Annotated in this window: 20 protein-coding genes and 1 pseudogene; 12 read left to right on the top strand and 9 right to left on the bottom strand. The window is 38.1% G+C overall.

Features of this window, described 5'->3' with window-relative positions:
* Nucleotides 1-20 precede the first annotated feature (20 nt).
* Nucleotides 21-1,361: a sugar porter family MFS transporter gene (locus KVT11_RS12750; protein ID WP_076822271.1), complete on the top strand. Its 1,341-nt coding sequence runs from the start codon at nucleotides 21-23 to the stop codon at nucleotides 1,359-1,361.
* 241 nt (nucleotides 1,362-1,602) lie between these two features.
* Here the strand turns inward: KVT11_RS12750 and KVT11_RS12745 are convergent, their stop codons facing one another.
* On the bottom strand, nucleotides 1,603-1,824 hold the full coding sequence (locus KVT11_RS12745) for a hypothetical protein (protein ID WP_223255645.1): 222 nt from the start codon (nucleotides 1,822-1,824) through the stop codon (nucleotides 1,603-1,605).
* Between the two features lie 27 nt (nucleotides 1,825-1,851).
* A complete protein-coding gene (locus tag KVT11_RS12740; RefSeq protein ID WP_046344988.1) occupies nucleotides 1,852-2,169 on the bottom strand; it encodes a hypothetical protein in 318 nt (105 codons plus the stop codon).
* Nucleotides 2,170-2,352: 183 nt separating this feature from the next.
* Here KVT11_RS12740 and KVT11_RS12735 point away from each other — a divergent pair, with 183 nt between their 5' ends.
* Nucleotides 2,353-2,646: a CotD family spore coat protein gene (locus KVT11_RS12735; RefSeq protein ID WP_008342559.1), complete on the top strand. Its 294-nt coding sequence runs from the start codon at nucleotides 2,353-2,355 to the stop codon at nucleotides 2,644-2,646.
* Nucleotides 2,647-2,698: 52 nt separating this feature from the next.
* Here KVT11_RS12735 and KVT11_RS12730 read toward each other — a convergent pair whose 3' ends face one another.
* The 5 genes from KVT11_RS12730 to KVT11_RS12710 form a co-directional block, all read right to left on the bottom strand.
* A complete protein-coding gene (locus KVT11_RS12730) occupies nucleotides 2,699-3,367 on the bottom strand; it encodes an ABC transporter ATP-binding protein (protein ID WP_048003086.1) in 669 nt (222 codons plus the stop codon).
* Nucleotides 3,360-3,905 carry a hypothetical protein gene (locus KVT11_RS12725; protein WP_017358053.1) on the bottom strand — a complete coding sequence of 182 codons (546 nt, stop codon included), beginning with the start codon at nucleotides 3,903-3,905 and terminating at the stop codon, nucleotides 3,360-3,362. The genes KVT11_RS12730 and KVT11_RS12725 overlap by 8 nt, the downstream gene beginning before the upstream one ends.
* A 21-nt stretch (nucleotides 3,906-3,926) precedes the next feature.
* Nucleotides 3,927-4,427 carry a stage II sporulation protein M gene (locus KVT11_RS12720; RefSeq protein ID WP_025207663.1) on the bottom strand — a complete coding sequence of 167 codons (501 nt, stop codon included), beginning with the start codon at nucleotides 4,425-4,427 and terminating at the stop codon, nucleotides 3,927-3,929.
* Between the two features lies 1 nt (nucleotide 4,428).
* Entirely contained in the window at nucleotides 4,429-5,967 is a 1,539-nt protein-coding gene (locus KVT11_RS12715; protein WP_223255644.1) for a hypothetical protein, read from the bottom strand.
* A gap of 299 nt (nucleotides 5,968-6,266) precedes the next feature.
* Nucleotides 6,267-6,593 carry an uberolysin/carnocyclin family circular bacteriocin gene (locus KVT11_RS12710; RefSeq protein WP_017358050.1) on the bottom strand — a complete coding sequence of 109 codons (327 nt, stop codon included), beginning with the start codon at nucleotides 6,591-6,593 and terminating at the stop codon, nucleotides 6,267-6,269.
* Between the two features lie 288 nt (nucleotides 6,594-6,881).
* Between KVT11_RS12710 and KVT11_RS12705 the strand changes: the two genes are divergently transcribed.
* From KVT11_RS12705 to KVT11_RS12695, 3 genes are all read left to right on the top strand, one after another.
* On the top strand, nucleotides 6,882-7,484 hold the full coding sequence (locus KVT11_RS12705; RefSeq protein ID WP_353829937.1) for a GNAT family N-acetyltransferase: 603 nt from the start codon (nucleotides 6,882-6,884) through the stop codon (nucleotides 7,482-7,484).
* Complete coding sequence (locus KVT11_RS12700) at nucleotides 7,438-7,992, top strand: hypothetical protein (protein ID WP_035702707.1); 555 nt, start codon at nucleotides 7,438-7,440, stop codon at nucleotides 7,990-7,992. Before KVT11_RS12705 ends, KVT11_RS12700 begins: the two co-directional genes overlap by 47 nt.
* 153 nt (nucleotides 7,993-8,145) lie before the next feature.
* Nucleotides 8,146-9,540 carry a polysaccharide deacetylase family protein gene (locus KVT11_RS12695; RefSeq protein WP_116307195.1) on the top strand — a complete coding sequence of 465 codons (1,395 nt, stop codon included), beginning with the start codon at nucleotides 8,146-8,148 and terminating at the stop codon, nucleotides 9,538-9,540.
* Nucleotides 9,541-9,649: 109 nt separating this feature from the next.
* Here KVT11_RS12695 and KVT11_RS12690 read toward each other — a convergent pair.
* Nucleotides 9,650-10,014 (bottom strand): annotated as a pseudogene (locus KVT11_RS12690) (restriction endonuclease).
* 486 nt (nucleotides 10,015-10,500) lie between these two features.
* On the opposite strand from KVT11_RS12690, the gene KVT11_RS12685 reads away from it, so the two are divergent.
* The 7 genes from KVT11_RS12685 to KVT11_RS12655 all read left to right on the top strand — a co-directional run bounded on the left by KVT11_RS12685 (nucleotide 10,501) and on the right by KVT11_RS12655 (nucleotide 15,826).
* On the top strand, nucleotides 10,501-10,911 hold the full coding sequence (locus KVT11_RS12685) for an Imm1 family immunity protein (protein ID WP_116307193.1): 411 nt from the start codon (nucleotides 10,501-10,503) through the stop codon (nucleotides 10,909-10,911).
* A 30-nt stretch (nucleotides 10,912-10,941) separates the two neighbouring features.
* Complete coding sequence (locus KVT11_RS12680; RefSeq protein WP_017358042.1) at nucleotides 10,942-11,214, top strand: DUF3986 family protein; 273 nt, start codon at nucleotides 10,942-10,944, stop codon at nucleotides 11,212-11,214.
* Nucleotides 11,215-11,471: 257 nt separating this feature from the next.
* Nucleotides 11,472-12,308: a transketolase gene (locus KVT11_RS12675; RefSeq protein WP_116307184.1), complete on the top strand. Its 837-nt coding sequence runs from the start codon at nucleotides 11,472-11,474 to the stop codon at nucleotides 12,306-12,308.
* Nucleotides 12,305-13,264: a transketolase family protein gene (locus KVT11_RS12670; protein ID WP_017358040.1), complete on the top strand. Its 960-nt coding sequence runs from the start codon at nucleotides 12,305-12,307 to the stop codon at nucleotides 13,262-13,264. Before KVT11_RS12675 ends, KVT11_RS12670 begins: the two co-directional genes overlap by 4 nt.
* Before the next feature lie 16 nt (nucleotides 13,265-13,280).
* Entirely contained in the window at nucleotides 13,281-14,039 is a 759-nt protein-coding gene (locus KVT11_RS12665) for an SDR family NAD(P)-dependent oxidoreductase (protein ID WP_008342528.1), read from the top strand.
* Between the two features lie 177 nt (nucleotides 14,040-14,216).
* Complete coding sequence (locus KVT11_RS12660; protein ID WP_024718794.1) at nucleotides 14,217-15,557, top strand: MFS transporter; 1,341 nt, start codon at nucleotides 14,217-14,219, stop codon at nucleotides 15,555-15,557.
* 128 nt (nucleotides 15,558-15,685) lie between these two features.
* Nucleotides 15,686-15,826, top strand: a complete 141-nt coding sequence (locus KVT11_RS12655) for a GapA-binding peptide SR1P (RefSeq protein WP_113767025.1) — start codon at nucleotides 15,686-15,688, stop codon at nucleotides 15,824-15,826.
* 110 nt (nucleotides 15,827-15,936) lie between these two features.
* Here the strand turns inward: KVT11_RS12655 and KVT11_RS12650 are convergent, their stop codons facing one another.
* A complete protein-coding gene (locus KVT11_RS12650; RefSeq protein WP_008342522.1) occupies nucleotides 15,937-16,638 on the bottom strand; it encodes a FadR/GntR family transcriptional regulator in 702 nt (233 codons plus the stop codon).
* Nucleotides 16,639-17,181 lie beyond the last annotated feature (543 nt).

Here is a 17,181-nt window from a genome sequence, read left to right as displayed (position 1 = left end):
AAGTGAGGAGGGTCATCCACTTGGAGAAAAAAGTATCAAGTAAATTTATCTTCTTTTTCGGGTCCTTTGCAGGTATCTTATTTGGATATGATATTGGCATTATCGCAGGGGCGGAAGGGCACATTCAGGAAGAATTTCAGCTCAGCCCGTTATGGCTTGGCATCGTCGTTTCTTCATTAATGGGCGGGGCGATCATTGGTTCCATTTTAAGCGGTCTGATGGGGGATAAGTTTGGCCGCAGAAAGCTCATTTTGGTATCATCGATTATCTTTTTTGTCGGTGCGCTTGGCTCAGCCATTGCACCAGAAGAAATCTCATTAACCATTGCCCGGATTTTCTTAGGAACAGCTGTAGGGACAGCCTCATCGCTCGTGCCTGCTTACATGTCTGAAATCGCTCCGGCCAAAATTCGCGGGAAATTGTCTGGCCTGAATCAGCTGATGATTGTGAGTGGATTATTACTTAGCTACATCGTCGCATTTGTGTTTGAACCAATTCCAGACAGCTGGCGCTGGATGCTGGGAAGTGCTGCTTTATTTGCGATCGTGCTTTATATTGGCATGCTGAAACTTCCTGAATCTCCAAGATATTTAATTAAACACGGAATGGCTCATAAGGCACGTGAAGTATTAGGAACACTTCGTTCATCACGTGAAGAGATTGAAGCAGAAATGCAAGAAATTTTAGAAGTAGCAAAAGAAGAACGCTCAGGCATTCGTGAATTATTTCAAAAGAAATTCCGAATGGCTCTCTTTATTGGGGTCGGAATGGCGACACTCCAGCAAATACAGGGGGCGAACTCCATTGTGTATTATGCAACGAGTATCGCAAGAAATGTAGGTCTTGCTCCGCAAGTTGCCGCAGGTTTTACCGTCATTGTTGGTGTCATATTTGTTGTGACAACCGTAATCTTTTTACAATTCGTCGACCGGTTCGACCGCCGAACGATTCTCACAGTTGGGGGAACGGGGATGGCCCTGTCTTTCTTTGCACCAGCGGCATTAGGTGCGCTCGGAGTGAGTGAAGGTATATTAAACTGGGTCACATTGATTTCACTTTGCTGCTTTATTTTGTGCTATGCCTTCTCATGGGCACCGATCACATGGATTATCATTGGTGAAATTTTCCCACTTTCTGTAAGGGGTATTGGAGCGGGCATTTCCTCTGCCTTTAACTGGACGGGATCATTAGCAGTTGGCCTTGTGTTCCCAATCTTGGCTGACCAATTCAGCTTTGGCGTCATTTTCTCCTCATTTGGGGTCATCTGCTTAATTGGCCTGTTGTTCACCCGCTTTGTATTAGTCGAAACAAAAGGAAGAAGCTTAGAACAAATCGAAACCGATATGGCTGCACGAGTCTAAAAGAAACCATCTATCCTGTGTGGATAGATGGTTTCAGCGTGTAGACAAACCCTCGCATTCTTTGTCAGTCCTGCGTGCCAGTGCTCACGAATGTCAAATTCGCTCCGCGCCGGTACTCGTCCTTCCTAGAATTCAAAGGTTTTCTATCACGCTGAAAAGAAGACAAAGGGCTAAAATCAAGTTCATTTTAGCCCTTTTTCAACAATCTGAACCATCTATCCTGTGTGGATAGATGGCTTTTTTAATCAAGTATTTGTTTCAGTTCATCTGGCAGTAAATCCATTAATTGATCAGGTGAGGATACGTCCAGCACTTCAAGCAGCGCATAATATTTCGCATAAATTTCACTCAGCTGATCAGGATGATTTGCTTCATATCGATTCAAATGCAATTGCGTCAGTTCAAGTGCAATGTCCAGTTTGTTTCGTTCGATGGTTTGTGTTGTGTTGATCAAATCGTTCACCTCTTATTTTAAAGTTATTGAAAAATGTTACGGTGCAGTTCCGCAGCTGACCTTATATTCATGGTCTTCTACCTTTTTTGAATAACAGACGGAAGGCGTCATTCCCGTCTCACTTTTCCAAGCCTGCCAATACACATCATAAAGCTGACCATATTGAGGGTCTACATCGTCCTTTTTTTGCAAAATAGCAAAATAGCTTTGGTAAGGGTAGCCTTCTTGATAAATGGCATGCCGTATCGCTCCTCTTTCAGTCGCATTTGTAAAAACCATAGGCGACAGCAAGGGAAGGGTGATGATTGCGACGAGCAGGATGAAAAATGAAAAAAGTTTATGTCTTGTCTTCATCAATGAATGTCCTTTCCTTCACAAGAGATCATTTGTATAATATGTTAAATTTGTCCTATTGTAAAGAAAGAGACGACTAGATCACCAGCGGATTTTATCAAAAATAGACAAGCATCTAATCACTAATCGTGCCTCTGACATACGATAGAGTGTAAGTGAAAGACAACTTGAAGGGGTGTTGAGATGAGCCGGAATCGATTAGACAATTTTTTCTTTGGGCCTCGCAGAGGGAATCATGGAGAAGTTGAAACGGTTGTATCCCCTACACGTCAAATTGTCAACACGACAACAAATGAACAAACGATCAGAAAGATTCATCCAACTCATATCACAAACGTCAATAAAAACATCAAAAGAATTGAAAACTACTACCCTGTAACGCAATCTACTCGAAATGAGTATATTGTGGAAGAATATGACTGTGGCAGTGATATCAAGAATCCTTGCTGCCGCCCGGTCAAACGCTGTAAGTGGTAGTTTAATGGTAAAAAGAAGTGAGGCATCCTGTGATGGGATGCCTTTTGTATGTTTAACGCTCTATTTCATTTAGTTGTCCGTGATCAAGCTCTAAAAAACGATTTCCTAATTCTGAATAAAGGTAGCGCTGATGGCTTGTAAATAAAACACATTGATCAGAGAATTCTTCTTTTAATAAAGAAATAGACTGCATTTGAGATGCCTCATCAAGAGATGTAAAAGGTTCATCAAGAATGATTAGTTCTGGTGATCTGGCTGCCATACAATTAAAGAAAAGCTTATATCTCATACCTAGTGAATATTGTTTGACAGGCATCTTAAGTGCATGAGTTAAATCAAATGCATCACAAAGCGAGAGAAAGGTCTTTTTGTATACCTCTTTTTCTGACTGATTCATTTTCCATAGTGACTGTATAAGAGTCATATGCTCAATACCAGTCAGCGCATCATAAACCAAAGGCTTATCTGGAATGTACGCGACCAACCCTTTAAAAAGAGCTGACCTAGGATGATGCTGTTCGTTGAGTAAAATCGTTTCGGATACTGAAGGAAGCAGACCTGCGATGATCTTTAAAAGTGTCGATTTACCGCTGCCGTTTTTCCCGATAATACAAGCACGATCACCTTCTTTCAGATGAAAGGATACTTGATCAAGGAGGGGAGAGCTTTCTTCAGTTGTTTCATAACGAAAAGATAGCTGAGACACTTGCAAACTAGCCATTGATAAATCCTCCAATAACAAAAACAGTGGTCACCAGCATATACAAGATGACGGTCGCGAGGGCGGCTTTTTTTGATCCTTCAGCATAATAAATGATCCCATCATATAGGATGCGTAAAAGGTACAAGTTGATCAAAAAAGAAATCGCTTGGATGATGATAAAATAATGATCTAAATCGAGTACCATCACACAATAGATCGCTGCGCTATTCACTAATAGAAGCAACGCATTATAAAGCAAGATGACAAAATACATTTTGCGCAAAATAAACGTTTTATGAAAAAAGTACATATAAATCGAAGTAACGACAGTACCAAGAAAATTCAATATGAAATAAAGCGGGATTGTCAGTAAAAAGATAAACACAATGCTGGCTAATTGTTTTCCAGCAGATAAAGGCTCCTCTACTAACAAATCAATGATAAAAAATGTTAAAAAAACAGTCGAAACAAATAAAGATAGTAAGACAAGACCTACAATGGTTTTGATCGATTGATGTTGATTGAAAAATTGTTTAGGGCGTAGAAGTAGCTCCATAGAACCACATTCTCCTTTCTTCTAAGATAGATGTACATGGCTGACATATTCCTCTAAAAGAGAGGCAATCAACAAGAGCACTACAGCGGAAAAGATTAACTGAACCACAGTCCGAGTCAGCTTTCTTACATCAATGGCCTTACCTTTCATAAACCGGTAAAGATAAATGAATGGAAAAGCACTGACGATTGAAAAGAGGATCAAACCAAGAACCTCAACAAAAGCATGCGGCATGAGGCCAGTGAATAACTGCTGCACTTCATGCTGAGCTATCAAAAACTGAATGAGTTTTCCAATGATATAGCCATTATAAAAAAGAATGCCAGCAGACATAATGCCGCCAGTAAAAGCGCCGATACCTAGTATGGCAAGCCCAACCTGTAAATTGTTTGAAAAAATAGAGAGAAAAAACATGTCTTCATCCTTTTTTAAATAAGGAATCTGATCATAAGGAAGGAGACTTCCAATGAGCAAAGCTACAATAAATACACCGGCGTAAAGATAGCCGAGACGTAGAATCAATCTATTCTCCGATAGAAAATATCTTATTTTTTTCAACATACTCAATTCCTTTATAAATGGTCTTGCGGCATAATATCCAGCAAATCACTGAAACGATCGCAAAATATATAGCGAACAGCACGTTTACGAGCCCTGAGGATTGCTGCAATATAGGGAGAAAAGAGGTCAAAATCAAATAGTACATAAAAGGCAGTACAAGAAAGTTTCTGGCAAATGCCTGACCTTTATCGATGATCTCTAATTCCTCATTTGTTGTCCCTATTTCATGCTCATGAATAAAATTGAATTTCGTTGTGAATGGAAACAAGTAAAGCTGAATCAAAGGAAAAATGAAAAAGCCAACCCCTAATACCACCAGTTGAATGAGCATCTGAACATGAAACAGTTGATACACAGTCATAATAGATAGATTAATGAATAGTAAACAGAGTGCTGGTATGGAAAATAAACAATAAAATAACTGGATTTTTGATAAGAAAAACTGCAATAGAGATATTTGAGAAAGCTCGTAAAGCCAAATGTTCTTTTTTTCAGCACTTAAAGTAAAAATAGAAGGTGTCAGCATTCTCATCTCATAAGATTGATTCGCTAGTATCATAATATTGAGTGTGAATAGCAGCTGAATTTGCAAGGCTTGATGATCGATGATCGAGATCAATCCGGTAAAAACACCAATATAAAAGAAGGCTTCATATGACATGAACATATAATTAAAAAATTCTTTAGATAAGAGCCACCTTTTTTCTTTCAGCAGCTTGATGTCTTTTTGGATCAACACATTTTGTCTAAACAGCGAACCCTGAATTTTATGCAGTACTTGAAAGTACCAATAAAATAAATCCCGAAAATGCTTTGAGCTTTGGTCTTGATCTTTTTCCGTTGGAATCCATCGAACAGGACTTCTCATGACAAGCGCACTACCTAGTATCACAACAATCAATGTAATAGGTGAATTAAAAAGGGCTTGAAATTGTAGAAAAACAGAGCCATCTGAAAATAAAGCATGATGCATTTGCTGAAGATCATGTTGATATAAAGAGATCAGCTTGTTTGAAAGAGTGATCCAAAACGAATCCTCTGCAAGCGATGAGATCGATTGAAATAGTTGCTGGAAGGTGTGATAAAAAGGGAACATGATGTTTAATATGAGAACCCTTCCGAAAAAGAAAAAAAGCAAAGCGATGCTTGCAAAAAAGAGGACACGAATAGCCCCGATTTTTTTCACGACGATGTTATAGATATAAGCACCGAATATCTTATTGCTGATGATAAATAGGAAGATACTTGTCAGCATCACATTGACATGTTTTAACCAGAATGCCAGATCGTGTGTTTGAACAATATCATATTGGAACAAAAAATAGATCAAATAAGTGCTCAAACTCGTAAACACAAGCCAAATCAATTCAGAAAACAGAAGCGTTTGAAAAAGTTGTCTAGAGGAAACAGGTGCTAGCTGTATCAATTCTTTAAAAGGAAGAAGATGAGTTCTTCTATAAGATTCAATTCCTTTGACGATAGAAAATAAAAATAAAAACATCACAAAAGCACTTTCCCATTCTATTTGATAGACGGGGGAGTAAAGAAATGAAGAAATCACGAATACAATCATGCATCCGAATATGATATCAAGAATACAAGAAAAAAATATGTACTGTTTTGAAGAAAACGACTTGAGAAATGGAATTTTTCGTATAACGAACTGAGCGATATTAGAATACTGTTGCTCCAGTCTAATGGATAGAAGTAGTGATAATAATGGATATAACATCTTCTCACCTGCACAAAAATTTAAATAGAAGGAGAACAGAGTCTCCTTCTATTGAGTCGTTAAATAAATTACCAAGCGATAACGGCTTTACGGCCTTTTTTCTTAATTTCGTTTTTAAGGTATTGACGAATTGTCTCTTTACCAGCCGCAGCAATAAGAGAAAGACCGCCTGAACCTACAGCAGTTAAAATGGAGACAATTGTAGTGACAGCTCCACCCGCTTCAACCACATTAAGAACTACAGCGGCAACACTGCCTGGAATACCAAATTCTTTTGCTAGATCAGCAACTGGCAGTACTTGTAGCGAGAAGGAAAAAAGAGCTAGCATAAGGAATCCTACTGCTAAAGCACCAAAAAGAACATGTAGTTTGATTTCATTTCTTGTTTCTGTCATATCAAATTCCTCCCTTTTTTGTATTTTTATTACTATTCTATCTTATGATATGTTTTTGTTCATATCAATCCTTTTTTTTCTTTTTTTTCATGAATTAGTTATAGGTTAATATAAAATAAGTGAAAAGATAAGTGAGAAAAGAATCGTTTTGGATAGGAAATATCGAGTGAACATGATCAAAATGACCTTGTTTTCACAAAAACGAAAGAGAGCCTAAAAGTCTATAAGAAATGTGCTATATGTAAATGAACCAATATTCTTTGATCAAAAGCGCCTTTCAAGATAAAATTGGAAGTATCAATTCATTCTGATGGAGGCGATTTTCTGAATATTCGATTGTTAACACCAGAAGATGCTCAAGAATATGCGAACTTGAGATTAGAAGCACTCCGATTAAATCCAGAGAGTTTTGCTATGAGTTACGAGGAAGAGAAGCTAGATACGAAGAATAAATATAAGGCTCGTTTTGCCTCTACACAATCTATGTGGACATTCGGTGCCTTTCATCAAGGTCAGCTGGTCGGCTCGGTTACACTCATACAAGAAACCTTGCAGAAATTAAAGCACCGTGCCAATGTGGTAGCGATGTATGTAACGGCTAATGGACGCGGAAAAGGAATGGGGAAGGCACTTCTGACAAAAGTACTTTCTTTTGCACGCGAAAAAAAAGACATCGAACAAATATATTTAACAGTGGTCACAACAAACGACCCAGCCAAACATCTTTACAAGTCTGTTGGATTTAAGTCGTATGCGGTAGAGGAAAAAGCACTAAAAATAAATGGTGCTTATGTAGATGAGGAAAAAATGGTGCTATGTTTATCATCATTTGGAGGGGATATAAATGAGCCAGCCAGTTATGCGCATCACATTGGCAGCCGGACCAAATAGTGAGCTAGAATCCTTTGCGCTTCGTGCAGCACTTGAAAACTTTGGCGCAAAAGTCGATATGCATTGGATAGGCAGACCGAATGACCTGATTGATGTATTATCCGGGAGGAATAGAGGCGAGACGGATTTCATTCTTTTATCCTTTCACGGAGAAGAAGGAGCGTTTCTCATGCCGGAGTTAGGAGAAGATGTATACGAAGAGGGTGAGCCGAGAGGTGCTGCTTTTGGTGCGGATGACATAAAGCGGTATGCTTCGTTAAATGGAGTCCACATTATATGTACAGGCTGTACACTAGGCGAAAAAAAGTTGGCAGAAGCTTTTTTAGAAACAGGGGCGATATCCTATACAGCGCCCGATGACTACATTGATGGAAATGCGTCATTTATTTTTGTTCTCACCATGCTGTATGAGCTGGTGAACAACTCAAAAACAGTCAGAGCAGCTTTTGACCAGGCACGCTCTATTGATGAAGAAACAAAGTTATTCCAACTGTATATGCAAAAATAAGGGCTGAGCAATCAAGCCCTTTTTATATGCCTCTCGTAAAATATGTCGAAAATGTGACAAATGTGTTTTTTGCAAACTAAAAGGGGCTGCGAAAAGTCTATCCTACAAACACACGTCATCCAGACAGGACGGCATCACGAGAGGAGAATCATTGTGTCAACGAAAGGGAAGATCAGTCTCGTCCTATGTGTACTTGCGGTCGTTATCGGTATCGCTGCGTTTTATCATAACCAGCAGGCAAGCGGGACAGAGAGGAAAAAAGTAGAACAAGATGCGAGCTACAAACAAGTTGAAATAGTCACACTTGTGAATGACGGGAAATTCATGAGATATGCTGTCAACTATCCGCTGTTTCATCAAGAAAAACTAGATCAGGAGATCAAAAGATTTGCAGAGACAGCGTTAGAAAGGTTTAAAACATCATTTAGTCAAGCGAGTGATGTCAATGAAGAAACACGATACGAATTAAATATCGATTATGAGATCATTCATTATGCCAAGCAAACCGTCGCAATCAAATTCAATACATATGAGGTGAAGGGCGGAAAGCAAGGCGTCAATCAAACGAAGGTGATGAACTTTGATTTCAAGAAACAGACATTTTTATCAATCAACGATATCTTTCTATCAAAGAAGGACAATATTCAAAAATTATCCAATATGACTTTTGAGGAATTAAAAAAAGATCGAACGCTAGCTGAAAATCAGCCGCTGCTCAAACAGGGAACGTCTCCTGTGGCGAAGAATTATCAGTATTTTGCCATCAAGGATCGCTATATCGAATTCTACTTTCCAAGAGGACAAATCGCTCCAAATCATCAAGGCCCTCAAGTGTTAGCGATTAAGAAAACACTGCTGAAAGGAATATTAAAACCTGAATATATTAAGAAAGAATTGAACAAAAACGAGAAAAAAGAATCGATTCCAACAAGAAAGATTGTGAAATTGCCAAAACCATCCACATTTCATCCAAATCAAAAAGCCATTGCACTCACATTTGATGATGGGCCCAATCCATCAACGACCTCAAAAATTTTAACAGCATTAAAAGAGAACAAAGGACATGCTACATTTTTTGTATTAGGCAGCAGGGTTCAGTATTATCCCGATATGTTAAGTGAAATCAGAAAGGGTGGAAATGAAATTGGAAACCACTCCTATAACCACCCTTTGCTCACAAGACTTCCTTTAAAACAAGCGGTCAAACAAGTAGAAGACACGCAACAAATCATTGAAAAAGCGAGCGGGTTCACACCGACTCATTTTAGACCGCCATATGGAGGGACAAACGGGCAAATCAACGAAGCTCTTCACATGAAAGTGACCCTTTGGGATGTGGATCCTGAAGACTGGAAATATCGAAACAGCCAATACGTCGCGGACTACATTCTAGCCCATGCATCTAGCGGTGAAACGGTCTTATTGCACGACATCTATGACACCTCAGCCAACGCAGCCGTCACGATTATCAAAGAACTCACCAAACAAGGATATCAATTATTGACGGTGTCTGAGCTTGAGCAGTGGAAGGAAGAACAGAAAAAATAATTTATTGATAATTAATTGAGAAAACAATTTCGGAACATAGAAATTGTTTTCTGTTTAAGAAGTAATTAGATCCATTATATATGCCTCTTAGAGTTAATCTAGTTAATATTCAATAGGTAATAATTATTTTTTCGTTTGATTCTTTTGACTTTAAAATTAAGTTAACAAGATCATCTCTATCAAATAATTTAACATCTGTTTTTTCAGCTAATTCGATTGCTGGAGATGTAAAATAATTATTAGTAACTACCCATGATGATTCAGATGAATAATAAAACCTTGCTGAAGTGATTTCTTGTACAGATTTCACCCCCACTTTTTTTTATACCTTTTAGCTTGAACTACAATACTCAAACCAGATTTTTTCAAGATTAGATCAGCACCGTAGTCACCAGAAGCTTTAGTTAATTTTACTTTATAACCTAGGTTCCTAAATAGAACGCTTAAATAGATTTCAAATTCTCTTCCTGTCATAGCATCTATTTGATCGATTCCTGATTTGCTTAATTTTTCAAATTCATTTTTTTCTTTGGTCCTTTCAATGAGGGTCAATATAATAATAATTATTATGGAAATAAGGCTAACAAAAAATATAAATAAGAAAAAATCGTACATGTCATTCCCCTTTGTTCAGAATAAAAATATTGTTTAATATTGATAATGTATCTTTAATTTTATAATCGGTCTGAAAGTAAAGAATTAAAGTTTTTTCATAGGAGTTTAAGATTTTTATAGTTGGTTAAATGAAAACTTTAAACTTATTTAATTTATTTATAAAGAGTTGAAACATAATAAGGAGAATTTAGATTAATGGAGTTTAGTAATTGAATATGAATGGTCTATTAAAAAATATTTAATTTAAGAAGCATTCTTTCAGAATAAATCATCATTTACTTATCCATTTTACACATTTGAAGGAAAGAGAACGAGAAATCAATAGTTGTCGAAGGAGAGAATGGAATGTTTTTGTATTATGGACCAACCGGTGCTCCAGTGGAAAATCCGGGAGAAGAATGGATGAAAGAAATCTTCTTCCATAAGGATGAAGACTATTGGAAACAAGGGAATGGAGAATCTTCTATTGAAGTGGATGAAGATTGGGAAACGGAAAGTCTTGTTTTCTTTTATCATGAACCTTATGGCTTTTTTCTTATGAGATATCCAGGTTTTTTGGTTCCTTTTAAAAAAGAAGAGAAGATAGAAACAATCAAGCATGTCGTTGCAGGCGCACCATTGTATGTACCTTCATGCAGCTACGTCGATCGACATCAAGCCTATGAAATCGTTCAACATTTTCTAAAAACAAAATCGATACCTGATAGTGTTGAATGGGTGGAGTTGAGGACGATTGAATTTCAGCAAGATCTATAAATTCTTACGGGGAACGAGAAGGAGAATAAAATGTGTCGTTTAGATGATACCATGCATGTACATGTTGGCTATTACGAACAGGGTCTTGATGTTGAAGGAGTGTTTTTTAAGAGTTTAGAAACAGGAAAGTGGCAATTATTCTTTGATCATACATGGTATGGGATAACGCTTTTAAAGCATTATGAAAAATATGAAGATTTAGGGCTGTTGATTGGCGAGTATTCTATTGAAGATGACAAAATTGAAGGTGAAGGAAATCAGCTGTTTGAGCGTTTTTTAAAAGAAAACGGGGTAGTGAGATAAATACAGAATGTGAAACATCACTCAATGAAAATGACGAGTGATGTTTTTTATGTTGGATACTGATTTTATAAAATTTTGCTCTATGTAATCTAAAGAGCATCTAATACAAATCTGCATTGATTGTTTAAAAATTCAAAAAATAGATAGACAAATGCTTGCAAGAATTGTATAGTGTTCTCATAAATTACTTGTCATACAAGTGAACAAGTAACTAAGAATATAAGATTGGATTTCAAATAATAAAATGAGGTGATCCAGTGAAAGATGTAAGTTTGGCGAATTTAAAAGCAAAAGCGATTGAACTTAGACAAACGGCGATTACGATGATTTATGAAGCGCAATCGGGGCATCCTGGCGGCTCTTTATCAGCTGCTGATATCATCACGGCCCTTTATTTCAAAGAGATGAATATCGATCCCCAAAATCCTAACTGGGACGATCGAGATCGTTTTGTTTTATCGAAAGGCCATGTTGCACCTATTCAATATGCTGCCTTAGCGCTAAAAGGTTATGTCCCTTTTGAAAACGTATACAAATTGAGACAGTACGGTTCACCGTTCCAAGGTCATCCTGATATGAAGAAATGCCCTGGAATTGATATTTCAACAGGTTCATTAGGCCAAGGACTTTCTTGTGGGGTTGGTATGGCGCTTGCGGGTAAACGGGATGAAAAAGATTATCGGGTATTTGCGATGGTAGGCGATGGCGAATGTCAAGAAGGACAAATTTGGGAAGCGGTTCAAACCGCAGTCAAATACCGTCTTGATAATTTAATTGTTTTTGTTGACAATAACCGTCTGCAAATTGATGGTTTCTGCGAGGAAATCATGCCGCTGCAAGACATAGAAATGAAGTTTGAAGTATTCGGGTTTGAAACAAAGCGAATTGACGGACATTCGATGGAAGAGATAGTCGAAACATTGAATCAAGTGAAAAACATGAAAAATGGAAAGCCGAAATGTATTGTAGCAGACACGATTAAAGGCAAAGGCGTTTCCTACATGGAAAATATCTGCTCATGGCATGGTGTTGCGCCAAATGAGAAAGAGTATGAACAGGCATTAGAAGAATTAGCAGGAGGTTTGAGATCATGAGCCAAACTGAAAAAGCGGTCATTAAGAAAAAAGCGACACGTGAAGCCTTCGGTGATGAAATTGTTAAGTTAGGAAAAGAGAATCAACATATTTACGTGATTGATATTGATATCGGAAAATCATGCAAAACAGGAGAATTCATAAAACAGCTTCCCAATCAGCATGTGAACGTTGGAATTGCCGAACAAAATGGTGCCGGGCTGGCAGCTGGTCTTGCGACAACTGGAAAAATTCCATTTGTAAGCACTTACGCAGTTTTTGGCTCGCTGCGCATGGCAGAGCAAATCCGTCAAGAAATATGCTATCCGAATTTGAATGTAAAGATTGCCTGCTCGCACGGAGGATTGACACCGGGAAATGACGGTGGAAGTCATCAAGCGATAGAAGATATGGGCGTTTTAAGAACATTTCCCAACATGACGGTCATCATGGGCTCTGATTACTATTCGACGAGAAAATTGATCAAAGAGGCAGCGAATACGTATGGCCCCATGTATTTGCGCTTTACCCGAGATGCTGTGCCGATGATTTATGATGAACATGAGGAGTTTGTGATTGGAAAAGCCAAAAAATTAAGGTCTGGCAAAGATATTGCGATCATTGCAAATGGTGATACAGTATATCTTGCTTTGGAAGCGGTTAAAAAACTAGAAGAACAAGGGATTGAAGCATCACTTTTAGATATGCATACGATCAAACCTCTAGATCGAGAGGCGGTTGTGGAGTGTCTTGATATTGGACGTATGATCACTGTAGAGGATCATAACATTTTGAACGGATTAGGCAGTGCTGTATGTGAAGTAGCAGCAGAAGAAGGTCGAGGAAAAGTCAAACGGATCGGAGTGCAAGACCGTTTTGGAGAATCTGCACCTTACGAAAAACTTTTAGAAATAAATGGAATAACAATCGAAAACATCATAAATACAGCAAAAGACATGCTGAACAATCACATTTGAAAGTAGGTTATTTACAATGTTTACATTAAACAATCAAGTAGCTATTGTAACAGGGAGCGGTTCTGAAAAAGGAATTGGCCGAACAATCGCTCTAACACTTGCTAAACAGGGTGCTGCTGTCGTGGTAGCAGATATCAATGAAGAAGGGATTCGCTTCACAGTAGAAGCCATTCAAAAAGCCGGAGGAAAAGCGTTAGGTGTAGTAGTAAATGTAACAAATAAGGAATCAATTGATCAAATGGTGGCTGTAACGCTTGAGGCGTTTGGCCGCATTGACATATTGGTGAATAATGCAGGTATTTCTCAAAAAGTAACCGTTCAGAACATGACACTTGAAGATATGACAAGAGTATTTAATGTAAATATGTTTGGTTTGTTCTTGTGTACACAAGCCGTGCTAGAACCAATGATCAAGCAGCAATATGGGCGTATTATCAACCTGTCTTCTGTATCGGCTAAAAGGGGAGGAGGCGTATTTGGAGGAGCACATTACTCAGCTTCCAAAGCAGCAGTATTAGGTTTTTCTAAAAACCTTGCCCGTGAAGTAGGGAAAGATGGTATCACAGTGAATTGTGTGGCACCAGGCCTTGTGAATACGGATATTTGGAAGTCACTTCCTATCGATGAAGCCGAAAAAGTAATTGATAATATACCACTTGGCCGACCAGGTGAAACGAAAGAAATCGCAGCCGCCATTACATTTTTGGCTACTAAAGAAGCATCCTACATTACAGGAGAAGAAATCGATATCAATGGTGGTTCACATATGGACTAGTAGAAAGAAATGGAGCAGGCACATGAACATGCCTGACTCTATTTTGAATAAAAAGGAAGTAGAGTCACAGTCAAAATGATTGATGAAATGATATTTTGTAAGCGCTTAATAAAAATGTGTCATGCCATTTAGATATCTTCACGCAGTTGGACAAAGCAACTTGAAGGGGGAATCATGTTGAATCAACAAGCATTAGAAAAGTCGACGACTCGTAAAGTTACACTTCGCCTTATCCCATTTTTATCCTTATGTTTTGTTATCGCTATTTTAGATCGTGTGAATATTGGATTTGCTGCTCTTCAAATGAATGAAGATTTGGGATTTTCAAATGCTGTATTTGGACTTGGGGCTGGAATATTCTTTTTAGGGTATTTTTTATTAGAAGTTCCGGGAAGTGCCATTATGGCAAAGATCGGTGCGAGTAAATGGATCAGCCGAATTATGGTGACATGGGCAATTATTGCGATTTTAATGGCTTTTGTCCAAGAACCATGGCAGTTTTATACAGCACGTTTCTTATTGGGTGCGGCAGAAGCTAGCTTTTATCCATGTATGGTGTTTTATTTGAGCGGTTTTTATCAAACCAAACATCATGCCAAAGCCATTGCTGGATTTATGCTGGCGATTCCGGGAGCGAATGCCCTAGGTGCTCCACTTTCTACATTTCTATTAGGTGTTGATTGGCTGGATATGTCTGGATGGCAGTGGCTGTTTATTTTAGAAGCCATTCCAGCACTCATTCTTGGAGTAATTGCATTCTTTTATTTGGATGACAAACTTGAAGATGTAAAATGGCTGAATCAAGATGAAAAAGAGTGGCTGATTCATGTCACAACAAAAGAAAAGCTTGAAAAAGAACAGGTCAAGCGATATACATTCACTCAAGCTTTAAAAGATCGAGATGTACTCATTTTATCGGCAGGCTATTTCTGCTGGATGGTTGGATTTTACGGCATCAATATGTTTTTGCCGACAATCTCTAAAGGATTATCTGACACCATTTCCTTAAGTACGCAGGGAATGGGCTGGCTGTTAGGTTTCATGTATACCGTCGCTATCATTGTAATGGTGCTGGTCGGGAATCATTCTGACAAGAAAAACGAGAGGCGATGGCATGTATCTGCCTGCTTAACTGTCAGTGCGATGGCCATGATCATTAGCAGTTATATAGCAAATTCCAGTGTGATCTTATCCTTTGTGTTTTTAACCATTGCCTTGTGCGGAGCCTTTGGTGCTTATTCTCCATTTTGGGCCATTCCCCCTTCTTTTCTAACAGGAGCAGCCGCCGGTGGAGCGATCGCACTAATCAACAGTATTGGCAATCTTGGCGGTTTCTTTGGGCCATATATTGTCGGGTACATTAAGGATGTCACAGGTTCTTTTCACATCAGTATGATTTTTTTAGGTATTAGTATGATACTGGCTTCTTTTATTATTGTGTTTTTAGTTAAACAGTCAGGAAAAGCACTAGTTGTAAAAGCAAGTACAGAAAAATCCAGTATAGAAAAGTCTATTTAAACGAGGGTCATAAAAAAACTATGATGGAAGTAGTAAGGGGAAATATTGTGGTGATTTAGCTGTCAGGAGAAGTTCTGAAAGAAAACGAGACAATACATGAGAATAAAACGATTGGAGCTGAAATTTTCATGGGAAAAGAGACAAATGTACCACAAAATACGATCGTTTGCCGGGAATGTGGAGAAATCATTGACATCGCTTATGGCTCTGAAGGGGTTAAAGTCTTATACGGAATATGCGAAGGGTGCCGAGCATCGGAAAATAAATGAACTTAAAAAGACAAAGACGCATAACAGCAAGGCTTCTACTTGTTGTATGCGTCTTATTTTTCGATTAAATAAAAAGAAGCTTCTCATATCGTATTTGGAAGTGGGAGATCCTAGCTTTTCCAATATCGATCATATAGGTTTTGCATGTGGGCAGTCATACGTTTCACAGCTTCTGCTGCGTTCCGTTCTTCGAGTGCTTCTATAATCAGTTTATGCTCCTGAAAGTTGACCTCACGATAGTCAGAACGGGTAACGGTTCGATCACGTATAAACCTCCACATTTCCTGCTGCTTCATAGCATTCGTAATGGAAGACATAAAGGTAATGAATAAATCATTATGTGACGCTTTTGCAATTCCCATATGTAGCTGCTCGTCAGTTGCCGGGACGTATACACCTGAATGTGTTTCTTCTTCCATTTTTTTGATGGTTTGTTTCAGTTCTAAAATATCTTCGTCAGTCGCTCTCAAAGCCGCAAAATGAATAATTAAAGGCTCGATATGCATTCTAGCTTCCACGATATCCTCAGGTGATGCCGATTTCATAGAGATGGACCCTTCATTGTGTATGGTCGTACTCTTAACGAAAACACCTTCTCCTTGACGTGAATAAATAATACCATTCATTTCTAGTGCACTGAGGGCTTGTCTAACAGGTGCGCGGCTGACACCAAATTGTTCGCATAATTCCCTTTCTGAAGGAAGTTTATCTCCTATTTGAAAAGAGCCTAACTGTATTTCAGAAAGGATCTGATTATAAATTTGTATGTATAATTTTTTATTGGAAACAGGATTGAATGTAATAGAAATCACCCCTCTTTATTTGTCATACAAGTATATTAATTATATACTTTTCAGATTTGAAGGGCAAAAAAATATACCGAAACCATTTTTAAAATTAAAAGATAATTCATAAATGGTAAGAGCCTAAACAAATAAAAACAGACCTTATAAGGCCTGTTCTGTTGCAAAATGTTTTCTATTAAAATTCCCTGCTCATTTCGCCTTCTCTTTCTTTAACTTCAAACCGGACCGGTCATTTAGAGCTGAATGGTATCAGTCACATCTTCATTTTCAGATGTTAAGAAGGCAATTAATGAAATTTCGTTGCCTTCTTTAGCCTGACTGATGTCATGCAAGGAGACGTCATTTTTTGAAAGCGCATGTAAATGCATGAGGATTTCGTTATTAAAGTCAAAAGGGGGGCAAAATTTAAAAATCGAATTTAACTTTTAACTCATTATGCAATAATTCTGGTTTGACCTCTCGATATACATCATTTAAGTGAAATGTGATTGAACTCAAATTCGAAACATCATACAAGTAAAGCAACTAAAACCATACCTTCATTTTCCA

Origin of the sequence: Bacillus sp. GbtcB10, assembly GCF_019091365.1 — a bacterium.
GTDB lineage: Bacteria > Bacillota > Bacilli > Bacillales > Bacillaceae > Bacillus > Bacillus altitudinis.
The sequence above is the reverse complement of the archived record's forward strand: the minus strand, read 5'-3'. Positions and strand labels throughout refer to the sequence as shown.

Excerpts from the sequence above, each read along its gene's own strand:
- KVT11_RS12725 (WP_017358053.1), bottom strand. The coding sequence starts at position 3,905 with ATGGAGCTACTTCTACGCCCTAAACAATTTTTCAATCAACATCAATCG.
- KVT11_RS12655 (WP_113767025.1), top strand. The coding sequence starts at position 15,686 with ATGGGAAAAGAGACAAATGTACCACAAAATACGATCGTTTGCCGGGAA.
- KVT11_RS12700 (WP_035702707.1), top strand. The coding sequence starts at position 7,438 with ATGAGCCAGCCAGTTATGCGCATCACATTGGCAGCCGGACCAAATAGT.
- KVT11_RS12670 (WP_017358040.1), top strand. The coding sequence starts at position 12,305 with ATGAGCCAAACTGAAAAAGCGGTCATTAAGAAAAAAGCGACACGTGAA.
- KVT11_RS12730 (WP_048003086.1), bottom strand. The coding sequence starts at position 3,367 with ATGGCTAGTTTGCAAGTGTCTCAGCTATCTTTTCGTTATGAAACAACT.
- KVT11_RS12665 (WP_008342528.1), top strand. The coding sequence starts at position 13,281 with ATGTTTACATTAAACAATCAAGTAGCTATTGTAACAGGGAGCGGTTCT.
- KVT11_RS12715 (WP_223255644.1), bottom strand. The coding sequence starts at position 5,967 with ATGTTTTTATTTTTATTTTCTATCGTCAAAGGAATTGAATCTTATAGA.
- KVT11_RS12710 (WP_017358050.1), bottom strand. The coding sequence starts at position 6,593 with ATGACAGAAACAAGAAATGAAATCAAACTACATGTTCTTTTTGGTGCT.
- KVT11_RS12680 (WP_017358042.1), top strand. The coding sequence starts at position 10,942 with ATGTGTCGTTTAGATGATACCATGCATGTACATGTTGGCTATTACGAA.
- KVT11_RS12735 (WP_008342559.1), top strand. The coding sequence starts at position 2,353 with ATGAGCCGGAATCGATTAGACAATTTTTTCTTTGGGCCTCGCAGAGGG.
- KVT11_RS12685 (WP_116307193.1), top strand. The coding sequence starts at position 10,501 with ATGTTTTTGTATTATGGACCAACCGGTGCTCCAGTGGAAAATCCGGGA.
- KVT11_RS12740 (WP_046344988.1), bottom strand. The coding sequence starts at position 2,169 with ATGAAGACAAGACATAAACTTTTTTCATTTTTCATCCTGCTCGTCGCA.